The organism is Pseudomonas proteolytica (assembly GCF_007858275.1).
Lineage (GTDB): Bacteria > Pseudomonadota > Gammaproteobacteria > Pseudomonadales > Pseudomonadaceae > Aquipseudomonas > Aquipseudomonas proteolytica.
On record NZ_VFEV01000010.1, the window covers coordinates 59,008 to 78,721 of the forward strand.

The following is a 19,714-nucleotide window of genomic DNA, read 5'->3' on the forward strand; positions in this document are numbered from 1 at the left end:
ATACACCGGGACAGCAGGAAAAAAGGTTCGCGGTGCCTGACCAGTCGGGGCACTGCAATCGCAGAACAAGCCCGCCCTCCACGAGCCTTAGCCTGCTTTTCTCCAGGGCTGCTACGGCGCCAGGTTCACGCCGTTACAGCGGCCCTTGATAGAGAAGTCGCTGATCTGCCGCGCCTTGTCCACCGTCATGAGGATTGTGCAGCCGCCAGGATGGGTCACGTCATCCCAGTAATTGGTGTGGACCATCACATTGCCTTGCCTCTCGGCGGTGCTGCCGACCACCTCCTGGCGCACATAGGTGGTGTCGCGGTACCAGCCCAACTGCACCCCACCTCCGCTGGGCAACGGTTCCATGCGCCCGGGCGGGCCAAAGAAGTCGATGGCCTGCTTGGCGTCGCGCCCCTGCCATTGGTGGCTGGCGCGCAACTCCGGCAGGGTCGGGATACAGCCGACCAGGGTAGGTAGCAGCACACTGAGAAACAGCAAAGAACGTGTGTTCATCGGGCGCTGCTGTCTAGCATGTCATCCAACTCTTGCACCGCCTGGCTGTTGGCTTGAACACCGATCAACTGAATGAACATGGCCTGGATGGTGGCGACCATCCGCGTCGCCGGCATCTTGCCGATCGGCAACATCTGGTTGCGCACACGGTTGTCTGGGGCGCAGACGAAGGCAAAGGTACGCTGCAACCAGTAATCCTTCGGTGCGACCCAGCCTTGGATGTTGGTCTTCACATCCTTCACGGCACCGTCGAAGCGACGTATCGCCCGGGCGCTGTCCAGGCGGATCTGGCGCTGTTTGCATTTGACCTGCACCTCATAGGCGGCGAGGGTTGGGAAGGCCGGATCTTCGAACAGCTGCATGACCTGCACCGATTGCACGCCACCAGGCTTTTGCATGATGCCGGCGGCATCGGCGACGTAGACCTCGTTGTGCAGACGCTCCCCTTTACCGTAGATGATCCAGTAGTCGCCCGAGGCTTGTTCGGCCATGGCCGAGGTACTGCAGGCCATGACCAAGATAGCCAGCCATCGACAAGGGGGTGGAAGTCTGTAGCTCATGGAGGTCCTTTCCCGATTTCTGTAATTTAGGAGGATTAATATGAGCCGTGAGTGGGAAGGATCAAATAGCACGCTTGTGCTAATAGCCAAACGCCTTCATCCCTTAGTTTTCGTACGAAAAATCCCTGTGCGACGACCGTAGAGCGTTGAAAACAGGCTCGGATGTAACCAACCAACTCGTGCATGACTCCGGCCGTTGTTCCTCGCCTGTTTTCGGGTGGTTCCACCGGAACTACACGCCGAATGTCTTACGGATCACCCCATTCTGTCCCTTGACCTATCAGGTATCGATCGCAGCTCGTCGCCTCAAATCTCAAAGCCCTAGAGGGCATCTACGGCCTGGCAAACTCAGTGGGTGAGGCGCTGCTTGAGCGGTACAACGTAGCCCCCACAACCCAAGCGCCCTGCTCCACCTTCAGGATGAAACCTTGCACGCAGACCTAGTGCGGCTGGCTACACCGGGCAATCACGCCCGTGGACAACTGGTTTGAATGGGTTGATGAAGGCCAGGGCGAGCAAATGGTGTTGCACCAGGGTGAGCCGGCCGAGGCTTTCGAGTGGTTCAAGGTCGACACGGCTAAGGGAAATTTGCAGAACAGAGGGCCTGAGCTGATCCATCGGATTCAATGATGAGTAGCGCCCTCGTCACTTATGGCTTTCTGTTGGCACTCCCGAACCGACTCGACCAGGGACTCAGCCTCTATCTACAAACGCACCACCTGCTCTGTGGAGATTAGAGAGTTTCGCACTCCTGTTAGTTAGTCAAAGCAGTATAGGTCGCTACGCACAAAGTACCAGCCTTGCAAATTTTATCGACGGCCCGGAATAGGGAATCACGGAACTTTAGAGAAACTCAAAAGCGGTACTTTCACCCTTAAATTTAACGCAAAAAAACAGGAGCCCCCCACGGCGCACGACCTTATTAAAGTGCAAAGCGTAACTTCCTCACCTCATCTAACAGGAAACAAATTGAAACAAAGACCTATTGAAATATTCTAAACACCAAGATATCAACATTTACTGAGCAAAAATGAGAAGCCTTGCCTTTTATAGCTGGATGGAAACCCAGTTCAATAAAAAAACAACCAATGGTAACGTATGCCTTCGCATTGCTCAGAATAAGAAAAAACATGAGCAAACTTGTTGATTGAACAAAGGATTAACGAATGACTATCGAGCGAGAGATTTTCTCGGCCCTTATCGCGCAGAACGCATTTCAAGGTGAAAAGCCGAGCGTACAAAGCTACGCCAAGCTAGCCGTGGACAAGGGATTTAGAGCGCTTTCGTCAAAGCAGCAGGCGGTGGTAAGCCCCTTCCTGAAAAAACAATGCGTGGGAATGAAAGAACCAAATGAAAAACATAACAACTGCCAAAATAGTATAGTCGGTCGTGATTTGCTTACAGCGCTTGAGAAATCCGAAACTTATAAAGGATGGCGTTGCGAGAGCTGCCGAAGCGCGTCTTAAAACAATAAGGCAACACTAGAGAGCAGTAACCTAAAAACCTAAAGGAACAAAAAAACTATTGCTCTCGCTACTCATGAATGTCACTGCAGCAGGCCGCCATGGCCTGCTCGCAGGTCTTGCTTTCTTTAAGCCTTGATCAGCCCACCACCAAATCGCCGCTTATTCATCACGCACCTGAGCGCTCCGGAAGAATATTGCACGATGCAACCTAATCCCTCTGCGCGTCTAATTTTTGCTGAGAGAAATAGTGCCCATATATCAGATAGCACTACTGGTTTTTTGGCATCGCCATACTTCGGTTGGGCTACCAATTGAATAAGAAGAACCGTCAAAAAGTATCGGCACGACAACCTCCCGCAATGCGCAGCCGGCGAGCAGAGTCGTCAGCAGCACGGCGCAGCCTTTCATTTTCAGCAAGAACATCCGCTTTCTCCTTGGCAGCCTTAGCGTCGAGGTCGGCCCTGGCCTGCTCGGCGGCCTGTTGCTTCTCCAGTGTCTGGCGGTCTGAGCACTTGCGGCATTGCTGATCGCGGCCAAGTCATCCTGATGCAGGCCGCCCAACTCAGCGCCACTGCGAAGCCGTCGAAGTAGAAAAGCTCTGGAGCGATCCCATAATAGTTATGGAACGCTGAGCAAGTACAAGCCCGCGGCAGCCAAACCCCAGAAACACAAAAGCCCCGCATAAGCGGGGCTTTTGTTTGAATCTTGGCGGGAAACCAGGGATTCGAACCCTGGGAACGCTATTAACGTTCGCCGGTTTTCAAGACCGATATGCAAATGCCAGCAGGGATAGCCCTAGAGGTTCCACGGCGTCCCATAACTTGAAGAAAAAAGCAGGGCTGGAGACCGCATTCTATCTGAGGCACGGCTTTAGTTCTGGTACCTTTTTAACCCATCCCCGGCGTCCTGCCGACCGAGCACCAAACCAAAATCCCCTACAGTTCGTCGCCTCAAATCGCACAACCCACAAACCTCGATTACTGTATGTGCATACAGCATTCGGATTGACCCACCATGAACATCGATGAAGACACCTGCGAGTGGCTTGGATGCCCCACGCCTCTCGAAATGCACAAGCAACACGCGCTGCTCTTGGAGAACGAGATTCAGGAACTGCAACTGCAGCTTCGCAAAGCCAGAGAGGACATCTACGGCTTGGTGCGAATGCACGCTGAGTTATCTACCGAGCGCGACAAGCTTCGGGCAGAGCTCAAGGCGTCAGATAGCGCTCTTTCTAGCTGCAATACAGACCTGGGTTTTGTCACAAGCAAGCTCAATTCACTTGAATGGGCGCTTGCGCGGGCTACAAACGGGGCCTGGGGAAGCACTCCCATGAAGATTCTGCCGAGTGATCTAAGCTGAAGTTTCTACCGAGGGCTTGCCGATGTGCGGAAGACTTTCACAGTACAGCGGAATTCATGACTTCGTTGCGGTACTGAGCATGCCCAACGCCCTGGCAAACTCAGTGGGTGGGGCACCGCTTGAGCGGTACAACGTAGCACCAACCACCCAGGTCGCCCTGCTCCACCAGCAGGATGAAACGCTGCACGCAGACCTGGTGCGGTGGGGTTGGCGGCCGCACTGGGCCAAGGACCGTGCTGCGCCGATAAACGCCCGAGTCGAGAAAGTGGCCCACGGCCCATTCTTCCGGGCTATTTGGCCACACCGGGCAATCACGCCCGTGGACAACTGGTTTGAATGGGTTGATGAAGGCGGGCCGAAGAAACAGCCCTACCTGATACGCCGGCGGGATGGTGCGCCGGTGCTGTGCGCGGCCATAGGCCAACTACCCGACGCGGATGAAGGCCCGGGCGAGCATGACGGCTTTGTGATCATCACCGCCGACAGCGCCGGCGGCATGGTGGACATTCACGACCGGCGGCCCGTGGTGCTAACGCCGGAGCTGGCCAGGGAATGGCTGGACCCTGCCACGCCCAAGGAGCGTGCCGAGCAGATGGCGTTGCACCAGGGCGAGCCGGCCGAGGCTTTCGAGTGGTTCAAGGTCGACACTGCCGTGGGCAATGTCAGGAACAAAGGCCCCGCTTTGATAATGCCCTTCTTGCCAGCTTTTTATGAGTAATCAGCTACTCTGGTCCATGAACGCAGCTGTGATAGAGAGGGTCGTGATGTGGTCTGAAGAGTCTTGCCTCGAAAATCAGGATGCACACTGCCAGAAATGCTCAACCACAAAAGCACATACCATTAAATAATCCATAAACCGCAAAACAGAAAAAGAGAAATAAAATGCCAACGCAATACAAATTAAAGCATCCAATTTTCAAATTTCAAGAGAAGAAACACGCAGATTTAATGTTTGAAAACAAGCTACGAATCTCAAACATAAAAGACTTTAGAGACAGCAAATACCACAAAGGACAAATACTAGACATTGGAGAAGGAACAGCCGCACTTAAAAGACACGCAGATACTACAAATATAACCATAGATAATAAATTTATATTTTGCAGCACAAGCCACTTCCTTTCAGACTCCTTATTCTGGGCCATTAGAGAAAACAAAGAATGCTGTGTAATGATACTGGATCCTGAAGAGTTCTATAAGCGAATAACCGATGCTTATCAGACTAATTTGGTTTTTGACTATGGAGGAACTTGCAAGTACGTGCCAAGCCGGACATTTTCAATAGATGCACACCACACGATGAATATAGGAGCGTCCACCACCGAAATCTGCACAATGAAACCATTAGACTATTCAACACAAATGGAACACAGAGCAATATGGTCACCAATATCCTTACCCAACAGTGATGCGAGGTATCTTGATATAGAGGCAAATGTAGCTGATCTTTTGATTAGAATGGAATTTGGCAAACTCAGCGAATCCGAATTCCATGCTGGCAAAACCGTAACCATGACCACACACCTAAAAAACGGATCAAAATCGATATTTACTTTAAACCACCCTCACGCCATACATAGCCCAGTAATAATTGAGCATAATGGACTAGAGATGCTTGCTTTTAAATTACTGGGAAACTCTCTTTCGGGCGCGACAGTATCAGGCGCGCACACAGGCATGATTATCAACGAGCTTGGTTCATTCGGTTGCGCCAATATAATTGCAGACATTGAATTAATTGAGTTCCACTAAACAATCACTCACTGGCTCTTGCGGATGTAAGCTTGGCACGCCCGCAACGCGATCAGTCCTTGGTCTCCGGCATCGGTGATGGCGATAATTCGCTGAGCATGCGCTGGGTTAAGTTGGGCTCTCTGGGCTCCATGAACCACGCCGACGGCGCCGGGGGTGGAAGGCACGTTGCAGCTACTGGCTGAATCCGTGGCGTCGAGAAGGACTGACAGCCGCACATCAGCAGTAGCAAGGCGGTCGCGTAGGAGAGTCTGGTTGCGTTGAGCATCGGAAAGTTCTCGGGTGTGTTGTTGATCGGAGGTGGCCAGCGTCTTCTCCAGGGCCAGGCGCCTGCCCTGCTCTTCGCTTACCTGCTTGGCGGCTGCCGCGCTGACACCGGCCAGCTCGCCCTGGTGCAGGCCGGCCTGCTCGGCCAGCATCTTGCCCGTGCGCCATTCCTGAACCTGCCAGGTGACGCCGGCGGCGCTGGCCATCAGCGCCAGGATCAGTACCACCAGCCCGGCCAGCTTCTGTACCGGCGTCATCACGGCACGTCCTTGAAAAAGATGTGGTGCCCCAGGCGCAGCGTTTGCTTGGCCTTCGCCGCCCAGGCCGGGGCTTTGGGCATCGTGGTTGCGTAGTAGTGCGTGGCCCCGCCGGTTGGATCCGGTACCGCGCCGGCCATCACCTGGTCAGCAGCACGCTGGGCCTGGGCGAGCTGCGCGGCCGGGATCGGCTTCGCACCGCTGAGGTAGGCGTAGTTCGGGTCGTTCTGGTTCCAGCAGCTGAACTGCCATGGTTTCAGGCACACGCCGGCGTAGCCCTCGCCCCACCAGGACTTGGCCTTGCCGTCGAACACGCGGTTGCGGATGGTCCAGGCCACGGCGATCTGGCCGTCCAGCCCTTCACCGCGAGCCTCCCCCCACAGCGTGCGCGCCAGGATGTCCCGGTCTTTATCGGAAGTGGTCATGCTTTTCTCCAGGCAAAAATAAACCCGCTCGATGGCGGGTGTGGTCGACGACAGCGCGGCCCTAAGGCGCGGCAGGCCAATCAATGGCGAGTGGGTACCCGTCCTGCTCGGGCACGCGGTTCAGGGCTACGCGGTATTTCTTCCAGGCCTTGAGGGTCACCAGCTCTGCCTCGGTCCCTTCGTCGATATCGACGGCGTCCTGAAGTGGCGCAATTGCGTAATCCGCCTCGGCTCGCAGGTGCGCGATCTGGGTCTGTGCAGCCGCCACAGGATCAATTGCCGGCGCCGGCAGCTCTGCCTGTGGAGGGCGGTCAGGCACCAGGATGTGCAGAGTGATCATGACCTTCAAATCGTACGGCTTGCCCTCTTTCGTCACGGTGACCGTGAGCAGGCCGTCATCAAACGCAATGTCCACCTCGGCGGGGTTGTCTGCTGGGTGGAGCCCGTAGCCCCAGCCCTGATCTATGGGTGGAAATGGGACCATGCCCCGGGTGCCGGTGACGCAGTAGACGCCCACGTCCTTTCGAGAACAGGTCACCTCGGTCCCGCCCAGCGAAACGAAATCGAACTTTTCACCCGTTCCGGTGATGTTAATTGCTGCTCTTGCCATGATCAGATTGCCCTCAGTGTGTTGTCGGCCATGCGGGTGGTGTTACCGGTGTGGTAGACCTGCACCCATGGGGCGAACCCACCGAACGCAGATCGAAAGAAGAGTCGGTTATCGCCGTTGTAAATCATCAACTGGGCACCCACCAGCCCCCCGCGCCTGAGGTTGATACCGGTTGCGTTGATCGCTTCTCCAGTACCGCCAGGCGAGACGGCATTGCCGGCGATAAAGGCGCCACCAAGGCTGTTATAAGCCTCGTTCCAGTCAGAGACGATCACGCAATCTGCGCCAACGCCAAAATCCCCGACTTTCAACACACGACCGCCCGTGGTGTCGCCGTTCCCCACGGTCACGGCCGCTGTCGCCGCAGTGCCCAGCCCCAGGCCTGCACGCCCCTCAGCCGGGTTTCTGCCACCAGTACCGCCCATGGCCACCGGCACGACATCCTGAGTGGACACGTCGCCCAGGCCCGCGAGCGTGGCGCCCCACTGCTGAACCATTTGGTTCACAGCATCGGCCAGGGCTTTGGGGTATCCGTTGACAGGCACAATCCCGTACCCGGCGCCACCAACGGCTGGCCCACGGTACGCCGGCGAAATGGCAAGCGACGTATCGCTGGCTGGGTTGATCACTTGATAGATGCCTAGGTCGGGGCCGACGAACATATCCCCGGAACGGCAGTTCGAGAACTTGGTGCCGACGCCCGTTACTGTCGTGCCCCCGTTCTGCACGCTCACGGTCCCTTCTGAAAACCAAGAAGCCATAAGTTTCTCCAGTAGAGTGCCAATATCAGCACTTGAAATTAGTTGTAGTAACGTTCTATTGGAAACTTGCAGACAGGTACGCCAAGAAAAAAGCCGTCTGAGCCCTGCCAGTAAAACCGGTCGAGGTATTGCTTCTGGTTGAATATCTGCAACACCGGAACGCCACCATCCAAAATTGTGATACCTGCATACTGTGAGTTATTTGCAAACCACATGATGCCGCGATCCATACTTGAAACGCATATGAAGTCGCTCGTATCAATCACTACATCGCTGTAGTAGGTATCGACATAAAATCCTCTGCCGACAGTCCACTTTTTTGCAAACTTCCCAAAGCGAACAACTCGATCACTTGAGACATAGACTATTTGCTCCTGCCCATCTCTTACCTCCATCCCAAACTCGGCATCACTTTGCTGATCAGAGTATTTGCAGGACACAAATTCCATTAAGTAATCCTGCAATACACTGCCGCCCCGAACTGCTGACGTGACATGAAAGCCGGTCCAGTTGCCTGACGATCCTTCGATTGAGATATACAGACCGAGGTTGTCGTGTGAGGCCGATATCGTCCGCAAAAAAATCTGGGGCGGCTCCACCGTTAGGATGGGTTTGGCAAAGTTAAACTGCCCTTTGCCGGGCTTATCCGTGTAGCGAGATTGAATCCTGAACTGCCCCCTTTCCGAGAACACCAAAACTTTGTAGACGCTACTGATACTGACTGAGCCGTAATCGTTTTCGGCAACGAAGCCATAGTCGTCCATATCAATTCACCTTGACCACTTCCACAACACTCTCTACGACATTGCGCGTCCACATCTCCCGGTTTTTCCCGCCGCCCCCACCATCCGGCTCGCGGTAATTGATCTGGGTATAAATCGCAATTCTCGTCCCTCCCAAATCGGTATAGGTGGGCAGTCCGCCCCAAGTATCAGGGCGGCCAATCTGGTCATATGGTGCATAAACTTTAGGGGTGATCGTGACAAAGCAGGTGGCAGGGTCATAACCTGGAACATCCATAAGGATGTACTCGTAGTTAGAACCCCGCCCCCCACCAGTTGCGGCAGGAACTATCATCACCGCTAACTTTTGCAGGGTGAAATCTTCCATCCCCAGAGTTTGAACTTCGTTTTTATCGAAAACCCAGAAGCCATACTCCACGGTAATACCTCCCAAAGTAATTAGCTTGGCGGGGTGAGCCTGCCGTTCATTGTTCTGCGCTTGTAGTTGCCGTCATACACTGCAAGGCCATCGCTGTTAAGCAAGATAGATCCATCTTCATCCTCACTACGGAAGACGAGTTTCCCTGCCGGAACGTTGATCTCAAGTAGTGGCCGCCCTTGCGAGTCAACCGCTGGAGACCGGATGTTCATCCCTAGGATGATCTCTTGGATAAGCGCCTTGCTGATGATCGCTGTGTTGAACACAACCTGATTGTTCTGGACCACAAACATCGGAATAACTGTTCCGTCAATCTCGTTCACGACTGCAAATCGCTGCGCAAAGATCAAGAACTCCGACTGCTCACCATCCGAACCAAACGCCAACCCGGTCACAACCTTCCGACCATCCACAATGGTTTGAGCCTTCATGGTGGTCTGGGCAGACACCTTGCCGTCGAGCTGGACCACGGTCTCGCTGACGGCCTGCACAGATGCACTGGTCTGGCCGATGCTCGACTGCAGGGTTTCTGTCCTCTTGGCCAGCGCCTCAGTAGCGGAAGCCTGCACCTTCTTCTCGACCTCAAAGCTGGCCGTCGCCTCCCAGGCCTTGATCGCGCCGGCAAGATCACCGGAACCATCATCGCCGCGCACCGAAGCCCGCAGCGCCTCATTGCTGGAGGCTTGAGATGTGACCTTGCCGTCGAGGTTGGTGACCTTGGTGTCGAGGCCGGTAATGGCCTGGGCATTGCCGGCTACCTTCTGTTCGGTCAGCTCCAGGTCGCTTTTGAGCTGCGTCAGTTGAGTGGCTGCCGTCTGCTTGTTGGTGGCCACCACCTGCTCCAGCACGGTCAGCCCGGACTGGTTCGCCCCCACCCGCGCCTCCATCGTGGTGAGCTGCCGCGCCATTGCATCGCTTTCAGAAGCTCGCGTGCGCTTCTCAACCCCGAGATCAGCCGTCGATTGCCAGCCTTTCACCGCGTCCGCCAGGTCGCCCGCGCCATCATCACCACGGGCGGCCGAGCGTAGAGCTTCAACCGATGTCGCTGTGGCCACCACCTGGCCCTCGATCTCCTCGATCATGCTGGTGACCAGTTGAACCTGCTGGGCCAGCGCGTTGGTGGTTTGCAGGATCGTGCCGATGTCCTTCCAGTACAGCGGGTTTGGCGGCGCTTCGCCGGCCGGTACCGGGCCAGTTGCCTGGTACAGGTGGCCATCCTTTTGCGTGAATGCGCCGGCGCCGTATGGCTTCGCCGGGTCGTATGGCTCTGCCCCGGTGATCTGTCCCAGCAACCCCTCCAGTTCTGCCTTGGCCTCTTTCAGCCGTTCGTTGACCGACCCGTCGCCGTCCCCCGAAATCAGGTCGATCTCTTCTCGCAGGCTTGGATACAGCGCGCCCTTGCCGATCTTGTCGGCGAAGTACTTTTCGTACTCGGTCTGGTCCGAGCTGGCCTGGCCATTTACCGCACCAGGGATCGGGAAGAACGGGCCAACGTTGCCGGTCCGGTCCACCAGGCGCGCCCAGAAGAACAGGCTCGCACCCGCCAGCAGGCTGTGCATTTCGTGCGTGGCCTGCGGGTAGCTGAAGTCGCTCAGCTTCTTGGCGGTCTCCAGATCGGCAGACTCGCTATACCAGACCTCCGTTCGCTGGGTGTCCTCTGCACCTGGTGGAAAACCCCACTGGATGCCGATGCCGTAGACCAGGCTGGTGGTGGTCAGGAACGCAACCGCCGGCGGCAAGCCGACCTTGCCGGTCAACTCGACCTCTGGACTGCTACCCCAGATTGAGGTCACATCCATAGCGTTAGCCGAACTCACCCGGGCGACATAACGCCCGCTGTAGATGTTTTCTACCTCCGCGCCAAGGTTTCCGGTACGCGGCAGGCGCACCCAGTTCCCGCTGTCCTTGCGCCACTCCACGTTGTACGCAGTCGCCCCAGGAACAGCGTCCCATGTGATGCGCATGCCGGTGACAGCAATGCCCTGCGACACGACGCTGCGCGCCTCCAGGGTGATGTTCGCCGGCGGCGACATGACACCCGGCGGTAGAACGCTGGTGGGCTGCGGATCAATCCGGGCGCCGGTGTCGATGGCCGGAAACTTCAACGGTTCGTGCTGAGTCGCGGCGATCTTGAACTGGTGCAAGCCTTGAGGCTCGATGGTCTGCACTCGAAAGCGCATCACAGCCAGGTCAGCGCTTTCCACGGACCAGCTGCACTCAGGCTCAGGCAGCTCCGAATAGTCCGCCATCACGGTGACCAGGCGGCCCGATACCGACTTGACGATCCGCCCCTCTGACTTGCCGCTAGGCAGGTTCAGAATTAACCGGTCCTCTTCATGCACCTCGGCATCGATATCCAAGGTGATGACGCGCCTGGTGGCCGCACTGATACGCCCACCGTTCGGCCGCCCCGAGAACATCTCATCAGCCACGCAGATGATCTGCCCAGGCTCAACGTTTTGGCCTTCCATGCCAGTGGTGAAGCTGACAGACCACTCTTCGTACTGCTCGGACTTCAGCGCCCAGACCCCGTGACGGATCGCCTCGCCCTCGACGGTGCAGCCGAAACGGGAGATATCGAGCATCCGGTGGCCCAGCGAACCGATAAGCTCGTCATTGGTAACAGGGGCCGGCTGGGTCTTGAACTCGTTCTCTGGGTTGTCCCAGGCCACCTTGGCCCGGGTGTGCCGGTCAGGGTACGCAGCAGCGACGTATTCAAACTCGCCGATGATGTTCGAGCGGGTGAAAACATATCCGTCTTCATTGCCCGGGATATCGGCCACCATGGTGACCTTGGATCCATTCCAGCAACTGCTGCCACGAAACACGCTAGCCAAGTCCGACAGCAGCGCGTAGCCCTCTATCGAATCCTGGATGTAAACGTTGGTCGTCATGCGGGGCTGTAAGCCGCCCTTGCCATCGGACACCATCACATCGCAGTAACGACCGATCTCGTAGAGCGTCCAGTGATCGACCATGTCTGCGGTGATGCGACGGCCCAGGCCATAACGGCGGTGCAACAACAGGTCGCGCCAAACCCAAACAGGGTTGTTGGTGTAGGCCAGCTTGAACGTGCCGTTCCAATCCCCGGTGTAGGTGCGGCTTTGCGGGTCATAGTTGGTGGGAACTTGGACGATCCGGCCCCGCATCAGGAAGCTGGCCTTCGGCGTGTCCTGGAATTGCTTGGCGTCAAACTGCAGGCCGCCCAGGGCCAGGTTTGGATAACGTAGCTTTTTGTCGATGACCTCGGTCAGGCCCTTGACCCGCATGAGATCGGCGAAGTTTGAGTCATTGCGGTTCGGCGTGAGCCGGCGAACACGCACAAGCGCGCTGGTGAAACCTTCCGGCAAGTCAATCCGGTGGGTGCGCTCGTACTCCGTGGTGCCCTTATCGTCCAGCGTGGCCGATACAACGGTCTGATAACTACCCCCATCGACGGATAGGTCGATGACGTAATCAATGCGATAACCGATCTGGTCACCGTTGGTCTTTACCTGCCAGATCTGCGGCCAGGACAGACGGATACGAACCGCCGACAACTGCTGATCGGTAATGGCGCGCGTCCAGGCGTTGTCCGACTTCAGCTCAACCGGCAGGCCTTGTGAGGCCTCGTTTTCGATAGCCGGGAAGCCAGCGATATGCTCTTGGTCCACGGTGCCCGGGCGAAAATCCCAGATCGTGCCCGGGAAGTTCTCGCTACCGTCCGGCGAGATCAGGGGCGTACCGTTGAGCTTGATCGATTGCCTGTCATTGACCGGGCCAACAATCGGCCCCTCGCTCAAGGCATAAAGCAGCTTGACCGTGGCTACCGACAGCGCGCTATCTGGCGCCTTGTATGGGGTGTATGGCTTCTTCTCGCCACTCTTGCCACCCATAACGCGGGCAGCAGCAGGCCGGCGCCGGCGCTTGGTAGCGGGCGCTGTTGCGGTCTTGGACATAGTTTTTCCTTACTGCTGGTCTTCCGAGAAGATGCCGGCCGAGATGAGGGAGCCGCCGATATCGCGCTCACCGTAGAGCAGTGGCTTGCAACGGCCTTGAGCCATCGTGGTAACCGCGCCGCCGAATGCATAGGAAGGCCTGTTGCCATCGCCCTCCTTATCCAGCACGCCCATCGGCGAAGGAGACATGCTCATGGCGATACCACCAATCATCAGTCCAGCACCCGCTGCCACCAGGTAGTACTGCTGGGTAATCGCCCCAATCACCACAAGAGCCAGGCCGGCAATGGTGGCGAACAGCCCGCCGCCCTTGCTCCCAATCACGATTGGCGCGATGCGGATGGGCTCGACGGTGTCCTGGCGCATCTCGATTTCGCTTTCACCAAGGTTCTGCTTGCCGCGAAACACCGCATAGGTCAGGCCGCGCTCTTCGGAAAACCTCAGGAAGCGCTTGAAGCCCGGGATTTTCACGCACAAGGCGTGGACGGCTTCAGCACAAGAGGCGACGGCCAGGTGATGCACGCGCCCGAATCGGGCACCCAGTACGCCGTAAAGCATCACCAGCACCACCAGAGGCTGCGGGCGAACCGTTGTTCTCATGGCCATCAGTCAACCTCCGGCACTCGTTGGTGCCGAAGAATCAGCACGGTGTAGTCGGCCCACATGCCGCCGTAAACGTCGCGGGTGGATTTCTTGTTGTAGCGGTGATGCAGGAAGGTGCCCGGGGCCGGGTGTAGATCCGGATCGCTGGCCAGCAGGCCGTCACCCAGATAGATGCCAGCGTGGTTCGGTGCAGCAGCGTTGATCTGCATGACAATCATGTCGCCCTTGCGCGGCATCGAGACCGGATAGAACCCGGCATCCTCGTAGTATTTTTCGTAGAGGCTTTCACCGTCGTTCCACCAGCCATCCCGGCGCGGGTAGTTCGGCAGTTCAATCCCATGCTCGCGCTCGTAGTAGTCGCGGCACAGGGCGTAGCAGTCGAGCAGGCCATGGCCGAACTCTCGACCGACCAAGGGCGCCTGGTACCCGCAGGGCTTGAACTCGAAATACTCTCCAGACGGCCAGCTCACAATGCCCCAGGGCTTTTCGTGCAACTCACAGCTGACACGGTCGGCCATGCTCGGCATGGGCGGTACGTCTGGGTGGCTGTGAATGATCATTGTCACTTCGCCTCGATCCTCTGCGTCGCACTTGTCGCCAGGGTTGATGATGAAGTGCTCGCTCGGGGTCTTGGCATCATTGCGGCACGGGACGTACTTGAGGCGCCCCGCCTCGCGGATCACCACACCACAGCTCTCCCTGGGAAACTCAGCAGCGGCGTGGGCCTGGATCTGTTTCAGCATTGTTTTATTCATGGTTGCCTATCCAATAAGCGAAGCGCCCGGCGCACCACCAAATGGCAGAGGGTTGCCCCGGCCATGGCGTATTTCACAATCGCTCACGCGCCCGCCGCAGCGGTCCAGCGCCGGATCGTCAACGGGGTTGCCGTCGAGGTCGAACATCTTGATGCCGGTGTAGTTGCAGTCGGGGCCGCGATACTCGCCCCACAGGCACCACTCGCAGCGGTTCATGATCAAGCCGCCGGGAAGCATCTGCCCTTTCACCGCCGTCGGCGGCGCCAGGGAAAACACAACCTCCTCTCGCAACAAACTGGTCACCTGGTTGATGTAGGAGATATCCAGCTTTTCCATGGCGCTGGCCGTGGGGTTGCCTTCGGGGAAGTTCGCGGCATCCAGGTACTTGGCATAGGTCTGCCGCACCGTCAGCTTGACCCCGCTCATCCCCTGGAACTGGCGGCACAACGCAGTGATCGTGCCGTCGATGTTGCTGATCTTCAGCATCGGCGTTGAGTTGTTGCCCTCAACGCTGCGCCCAAAGCCGCCCGTTTCGTAAGGCCTGGGCAGGTATGCCTCCCTCTTCCAGATGATCGGGGTCGACTGCTGGTGAGCGTGGTATCGCAAGATACCCATGCCCCGCGCCTCACCATCCAACTCGATCAGTTGGATAATCGCGCCCGGCTCCAGCTTCTGGTTGTCCAAGGTGATCATGGGTTGAATACCTGCTGGAAGGTGGTGCTTAGGGTGTATTTCTTCCTACCGTGGGTTTGCAGTTGCCAGCCACCGGTAGTGATGTAGGCGCCTTGATCCTCAAGCGGCGGCGTCCACAGGAAGTGGTTTGCGCCCTTATGCCGCTTGAAAAATTCCCGAATCGGCTTGATATAGGCCTCGCCACCCGTGAACGACACCGCGTAGGTGCCAGACACGTTGTTGATACCGACCGACAGGCGCTGGCTGTAGCCGCTCCCAAACTTCGATTCGAGGGTGTCGGTCTGGTCATCACCAGACGCACCAACCCGTGGCGACCAGGTGAATACCTCTGCCATCAGCTGTTTCTCCGATTGTTTGGATCGAGCAGGCCGTTCTGGCCCTTCTCCTGCTGTATCACCTGCCGGGCGATCTTTGGCATCTCTGATCGGGCAGTGGCCAACAGCGCCAAACCCATCTGCTCATAGCCCTCTGGCGCGCTGACTGCCCCGCCAGAGCCATCGCCATTGATATGCAGGTGGATCTCCGGCGCAGCACCAGAACCTGCACCGGCAGTAACAGAGGGCGCGGTGAATGCAGGCGAGATGCCCGGACTACCAACGAACCCGCCGCTGGCATAGCCAGGCTTACCGCTACGGTTCAGGCCTATCAGGTAATCCTTCATTCCGGGCTGGTCGACCACTTCCTTGCGGATCACCACCTCTCCGCCGTGAACGACCCCCTTGGGCTCGAACTTGCCGCCAGGCCCCGTGTAGCCGCCCTCCGAGAAACCGGCCAAGGCCATGCCGGCAACCATGCCCGCGTTGGCATAGCCGGCCGCAAGCAGCGCCGCACCGACAGGGATGCCGCCCAGAATGGTCAGTTCCGCCGGCGCCTTCGCCGCGGCGATCTGGGCGTTCATGATGATCGACGCAACTGCAAACGCCTTTTGCGCCACGAACAGAGCCTTGTAGGCGCCAGACTGTTCGCCAGCGATCTTGCCGACCATGTCAGCGGCCTGGCCCGAAAGCTCGCTGAAGGTGCCGATCACCGCAACCTTGTACGCCCCCTGGATATCAGACAGGCGTGACTGATTGGACTGATTGATCTCAACAACGCGGTCCAGATACTGCTGCTCGGCGGCCAACTTCTGCTCGTTGGTGCTTTGCTGGTCCGCCAGGATCTGGTCGCGCAGATCGGCTTGCATCGTCAACTGCTTGTCGTGCCACTTCTTGAGTGTCGCCTCTGCTTCAGCGATCTTGACCAGCTCGCCGGAAGGACCACCCACCGACGAATCGATGCCGCCGAACTCCGGCGCCTCGGTGACAGTGGCTTTCGAGATTGCATCAGCACCGGCGCGGTAGTCGTCCGAACTGAGCTTCCCTGCTCGATTGGCTGTTTCCAGCACCAGCATCCGTTCTTTCGTGGTGGCCAGCAGCGCCTGCTCTTTTGTTTGCAGGCCAGCCATCAAGCCGTCATAGGCTTTTCGGGCGTTCAGCGCGTCCAACTCAATAGCCTTGCCCTCAAGCATGACCTTGTTCTTTTCGGTCAGCTTGGACAGTTCACCAGTAGTAAGGTCGTACCGAAGACGCCCCAACTCCGTGCTCTCTCCGTACAGGGCAACTTGCTGGGTGAGGTTCGCCAGGGTTTGCTTGTATGCGTTGTTGAGTTGCTCCGCTTGGCGCTGGATATCCTCAGATGCCTTTTTCGCCTTCTGCTGCGCTTCCTCGGATGCCTTGGCTGCCGCTTCAGAGCCCTTGATCGCGCCGGCAAGAATTCGCCAGCCCTCCGCTGTAGCAGGATCGACACCTTCCCGCTCAATGCGACGATTCACTTCGCCAACCAGATCGCCGCCATCTCGAACGGAATTGAGCCGCTCGACCAAGGTTTTTGAATAGCTGGTCCAGCCATCAATGGTTTTCTGGTCCGGGCCTTCAATTTTCTTGAGACCTGCGCCGGCCTGGCCGGCGGCAACTGCAACATCGTTCAGGCGCGCCGTGAGCATATTGGCAACGTCGCCATAGTCACCAGAGGCCTTGATTGCCTCGCCATATGCCGAAGCCGATGCGTTGATCGCCTTGGTCATCTCCTGGTTGGGGCCGATTGCAGCGACAAGCTGCTGGCTTGCAGAGTCAATGTCCTGGCCGCCAGCTATCCGACGATTGAAGTCGGTAACTGCGCGATCCCGCTGGACGGGAGTGGCGTTGTAGGTATCGCCCCATTTGTCATTGCCCTGAGCGGCGGCGCGGATCTCTCGCAGCGCTTTTTGGGCAGCGACCTGTGCGTCAGCCTGCTGCTGGATAACGCCACCCAACTTATGGCGGGCCTGCTCTCTGCCAAGTTCAGCGAACTCTTTACGGAGCTCTTCGACCGGCCGTTTCAAGTCGATAGTTGCCTGCCTGGCTTTGTCGCTGTTGTCTCGAAACAAGAGGTAGCTGGCAGCAACTGCGCCAGCGGTTAAAGCAAGCCCGGCCGGCCCGCCAAGAACGCCAAGAAGTGCTGACCCTGCGCGCCCGGCCAGCGATGTCGCTGCCGTTTGGGCGGCTTGCGCTGCGGTCTGGGCGGCCGTTGCCTGAACATCAGCAAGCCGGGCCAAACGCAGACGACTAAGCGCGGCCGCGTGTGCATCGGTAAATCTTGTAGCTGCTACCTGGGATTGAGCGGCGACAACCTCTGATGCGGTGCGGCGAGCCGCAGCTGTTGAGGCGTCTAGCTGTGCCGAGGTGCGACCAATCTCAGCTGACCGGACTTCGCGCAATGCATAAGCTTGATCCTTAAGCCCCTTGAGCAACTCACCGAATTTCAGACCGCCATAAGCGGCTCCAGCGGTGAGCGCAGAGGCTGCGAGCACATCCATATTTTCGGCTACAAACGTTACGGCGCGCGCTAAAAGCTTAGTACTCCCGGTCGCCCCATCCATTCCGCCAACCCAGGCCAGGAACGCGTTGCTAACAGTTGTCGTGGCGCGGCTTACCGAGCCGGGCAAATCCTTAAACTCTCCCTGCAATGCCCCCAGTTGGCTGATTAGCGCAGGTACCACCTTGTCGATGGTCAGTAATCCCTGGTCCGCCATGGCCTTGAGATCTTTCCGAGCAACGCCCATACCAGTTGCAAGCGCTCGAATCACTCGATCGCCATTTTCGTTGACGGCGTTGAACTCCTCGCCGCGCAATACCCCTTGGCCGAGCGCCTGGGAGAACTGCGTAATCACCGAGGAAGACTCGGCGGCGCCCGCCCCAGAAAGCTGTAGCCCCAAGGCCAGGGCCTCGGTCACGCCAAGAACATCGCTCGACGAATAGCCAAACTCCCTCATCGACGCAGAAGACCTGCTGAACAGGTTTGCGTTGTCAGCAAAGGCTGTGCCGGTGCGCTGACTTACTTCAAACAGCGACTTCTGACTGACAGCAAAGTCGTCAGTGCTTGTAGACGCTTGTTTCAAGCGCGCATTCACCTGGTTCCAGCTATCCGCTTGGTGAATAACGTTCCCGACAGCCAGCGCTCCAGCCATGGCAGCAGCATAACCCCCAACTGTTGAGGTGAGAGATTGCATTGCCGACCCCTGGGCGCGTACCGCCGCCTCTTGAGATCGCCAGGAACTGGTCGCGTCTCTGTTACCCGAAGTGATGGTCCGAAGATAGCTCTGTCCCATACGGCCGGCCCTGGCCATTTCTCGCTGATACGCACTTGTTTCGGCGGATACACTCACAACCAGCGACCGCAGAGCTTGTCCTGCCATACATTTCTCCAGGCATTAAAAAACCCGCCGAGGCGGGTTATTTGATTTTTTCTATACTTAGGATCTCGTTATCCTGGTCAATGTAGTAGCGCCACTGGTTCTTGCAATCGACAAAAACAACAATCCCAAATGGGGGCTGACTAAGCCTTTCAGATAGGCTGACATATTCAACCTTGTCACACTTCCTTTGTTTGGCAGCCTTAATTAAAGCAACGCGCTCCACTGCCTTTATGCGCTCCACTCCAGCATCCCCCCAAACCTCATAAGTCTTCGGGTATTGCTCTTTCGGGTAGCTGGAAAGATAGGATTGGTCAACAACAACTTCTGAATCTGAACGTTCACCAAAATAGAAAAACGCCCCCCACCACATCCCACCAATCACTAAACAACCGATCCCGACAGTCCAGCGTAACAAACGCTCAGACCCGGGAGTTTTCGCAAACTCACGACATAGACCGATTACAAAAAAAACTATCAGCGCTGTCACAGTCCATAAAATAAAAGTCACTCGCCACCTCCTTTTTTGAGCGAGCGACTCTATCACCGCACAGCGGAAAAAAACGAGCCTCACCCTGCGGCTTGGCTCTCCTCGGCCTTGACCATCAGGAAAGCCTTGAACATTTCGACCCCCTCCTCAGCCTGGGCCGCCTCATCTATTACTTGTTCTGGCTCTTCCTTCCACCTTGGCAAGAGGTCAACAGCCGAAACCTTGGCGCCCTGGGCCTGGAACACCGACGCAGCGATGATTGAGGCCTGAATATCGCCACGGGCATCGCTCAATGGCGACTCCTGGTTGTAGGACATCCAGAGAAACAGCTCTTCAGCGCTCATCCGCTCGCGCAGATCCTGAAGCGTCATGCCAAGCCGGAGGGCCAGAGTCAGCATAAAGGC

The 19,714-nt window shown here is 57.2% G+C and carries 21 protein-coding genes and 1 pseudogene; 5 read left to right on the forward strand and 17 right to left on the reverse strand.

The window, feature by feature from the left end; all coding sequences use genetic code 11:
• Positions 1-111: 111 nt before the first annotated feature.
• Together FIV38_RS09350 and FIV38_RS09355 are read right to left on the reverse strand one after the other, a co-directional pair.
• Positions 112-501, reverse strand: coding sequence for a hypothetical protein (locus FIV38_RS09350; RefSeq protein ID WP_092239213.1), 390 nt, complete (start codon positions 499-501; stop codon positions 112-114).
• The gene (locus FIV38_RS09355; protein WP_092239211.1) at positions 498-1,013 is read right to left on the reverse strand and encodes a hypothetical protein; all 516 of its coding nucleotides are present in this window, start codon (positions 1,011-1,013) and stop codon (positions 498-500) included. The genes FIV38_RS09350 and FIV38_RS09355 overlap by 4 nt, the downstream gene beginning before the upstream one ends.
• Positions 1,014-1,340: 327 nt before the next feature.
• On the opposite strand from FIV38_RS09355, the pseudogene FIV38_RS30320 reads away from it, so the two are divergent.
• Positions 1,341-1,691, forward strand: a pseudogene (locus tag FIV38_RS30320) (hypothetical protein).
• Positions 1,692-2,227: 536 nt separating this feature from the next.
• Positions 2,228-2,527, forward strand: a complete 300-nt coding sequence (locus FIV38_RS09365) for a hypothetical protein (RefSeq protein ID WP_092239209.1) — start codon at positions 2,228-2,230, stop codon at positions 2,525-2,527.
• Between the two features lie 328 nt (positions 2,528-2,855).
• On the opposite strand, the gene FIV38_RS30910 is transcribed toward FIV38_RS09365, so the two are convergent.
• Positions 2,856-3,020, reverse strand: a complete 165-nt coding sequence (locus FIV38_RS30910; protein ID WP_139273612.1) for a lysis system i-spanin subunit Rz — start codon at positions 3,018-3,020, stop codon at positions 2,856-2,858.
• Between the two features lie 521 nt (positions 3,021-3,541).
• Here FIV38_RS30910 and FIV38_RS09375 point away from each other — a divergent pair.
• From FIV38_RS09375 to FIV38_RS09385, 3 genes are all read left to right on the forward strand, one after another.
• On the forward strand, positions 3,542-3,889 hold the full coding sequence (locus FIV38_RS09375; RefSeq protein WP_092239207.1) for a coiled-coil domain-containing protein: 348 nt from the start codon (positions 3,542-3,544) through the stop codon (positions 3,887-3,889).
• A gap of 22 nt (positions 3,890-3,911) precedes the next feature.
• Complete coding sequence (locus FIV38_RS09380) at positions 3,912-4,607, forward strand: SOS response-associated peptidase family protein (RefSeq protein WP_092239205.1); 696 nt, start codon at positions 3,912-3,914, stop codon at positions 4,605-4,607.
• Between the two features lie 164 nt (positions 4,608-4,771).
• The gene (locus FIV38_RS09385; protein ID WP_092239203.1) at positions 4,772-5,641 is read left to right on the forward strand and encodes a hypothetical protein; all 870 of its coding nucleotides are present in this window, start codon (positions 4,772-4,774) and stop codon (positions 5,639-5,641) included.
• A gap of 8 nt (positions 5,642-5,649) precedes the next feature.
• On the opposite strand, the gene FIV38_RS09390 is transcribed toward FIV38_RS09385, so the two are convergent.
• The 14 genes from FIV38_RS09390 to FIV38_RS09455 all read right to left on the reverse strand — a co-directional run bounded on the left by FIV38_RS09390 (position 5,650) and on the right by FIV38_RS09455 (position 19,708).
• Positions 5,650-6,165: a lysis system i-spanin subunit Rz gene (locus tag FIV38_RS09390; RefSeq protein WP_092239201.1), complete on the reverse strand. Its 516-nt coding sequence runs from the start codon at positions 6,163-6,165 to the stop codon at positions 5,650-5,652.
• A complete protein-coding gene (locus FIV38_RS09395; RefSeq protein WP_092239199.1) occupies positions 6,165-6,590 on the reverse strand; it encodes a cell wall hydrolase in 426 nt (141 codons plus the stop codon). The genes FIV38_RS09390 and FIV38_RS09395 overlap by 1 nt, the downstream gene beginning before the upstream one ends.
• 61 nt (positions 6,591-6,651) lie before the next feature.
• On the reverse strand, positions 6,652-7,200 hold the full coding sequence (locus FIV38_RS30680; RefSeq protein WP_092239197.1) for a tail fiber assembly protein: 549 nt from the start codon (positions 7,198-7,200) through the stop codon (positions 6,652-6,654).
• Between the two features lie 2 nt (positions 7,201-7,202).
• The gene (locus FIV38_RS09405; protein WP_146492550.1) at positions 7,203-7,934 is read right to left on the reverse strand and encodes a hypothetical protein; all 732 of its coding nucleotides are present in this window, start codon (positions 7,932-7,934) and stop codon (positions 7,203-7,205) included.
• Positions 7,935-7,999: 65 nt separating this feature from the next.
• Positions 8,000-8,725: a hypothetical protein gene (locus FIV38_RS09410; RefSeq protein WP_092239193.1), complete on the reverse strand. Its 726-nt coding sequence runs from the start codon at positions 8,723-8,725 to the stop codon at positions 8,000-8,002.
• Position 8,726: 1 nt separating this feature from the next.
• Positions 8,727-9,122 carry a hypothetical protein gene (locus tag FIV38_RS09415; RefSeq protein WP_235861144.1) on the reverse strand — a complete coding sequence of 132 codons (396 nt, stop codon included), beginning with the start codon at positions 9,120-9,122 and terminating at the stop codon, positions 8,727-8,729.
• A gap of 20 nt (positions 9,123-9,142) precedes the next feature.
• On the reverse strand, positions 9,143-13,060 hold the full coding sequence (locus tag FIV38_RS09420) for a TipJ family phage tail tip protein (RefSeq protein ID WP_092239191.1): 3,918 nt from the start codon (positions 13,058-13,060) through the stop codon (positions 9,143-9,145).
• Positions 13,061-13,069: 9 nt separating this feature from the next.
• Positions 13,070-13,666 carry a tail assembly protein gene (locus FIV38_RS09425; RefSeq protein WP_229752165.1) on the reverse strand — a complete coding sequence of 199 codons (597 nt, stop codon included), beginning with the start codon at positions 13,664-13,666 and terminating at the stop codon, positions 13,070-13,072.
• Positions 13,666-14,418 carry a C40 family peptidase gene (locus tag FIV38_RS09430; protein WP_092239189.1) on the reverse strand — a complete coding sequence of 251 codons (753 nt, stop codon included), beginning with the start codon at positions 14,416-14,418 and terminating at the stop codon, positions 13,666-13,668. The genes FIV38_RS09425 and FIV38_RS09430 overlap by 1 nt, the downstream gene beginning before the upstream one ends.
• 6 nt (positions 14,419-14,424) lie before the next feature.
• Positions 14,425-15,111, reverse strand: a complete 687-nt coding sequence (locus tag FIV38_RS09435) for a phage minor tail protein L (protein WP_092239187.1) — start codon at positions 15,109-15,111, stop codon at positions 14,425-14,427.
• Positions 15,108-15,446, reverse strand: coding sequence for a phage tail protein (locus tag FIV38_RS09440; protein ID WP_092239185.1), 339 nt, complete (start codon positions 15,444-15,446; stop codon positions 15,108-15,110). Before FIV38_RS09440 ends, FIV38_RS09435 begins: the two co-directional genes overlap by 4 nt.
• A complete protein-coding gene (locus FIV38_RS09445; RefSeq protein ID WP_159439634.1) occupies positions 15,446-18,637 on the reverse strand; it encodes a tape measure protein in 3,192 nt (1,063 codons plus the stop codon). Before FIV38_RS09445 ends, FIV38_RS09440 begins: the two co-directional genes overlap by 1 nt.
• Before the next feature lie 223 nt (positions 18,638-18,860).
• Positions 18,861-19,331, reverse strand: a complete 471-nt coding sequence (locus FIV38_RS09450) for a hypothetical protein (RefSeq protein WP_092239181.1) — start codon at positions 19,329-19,331, stop codon at positions 18,861-18,863.
• A gap of 59 nt (positions 19,332-19,390) precedes the next feature.
• Positions 19,391-19,708, reverse strand: coding sequence for a phage tail assembly protein T (locus FIV38_RS09455; RefSeq protein ID WP_092239407.1), 318 nt, complete (start codon positions 19,706-19,708; stop codon positions 19,391-19,393).
• Positions 19,709-19,714 lie beyond the last annotated feature (6 nt).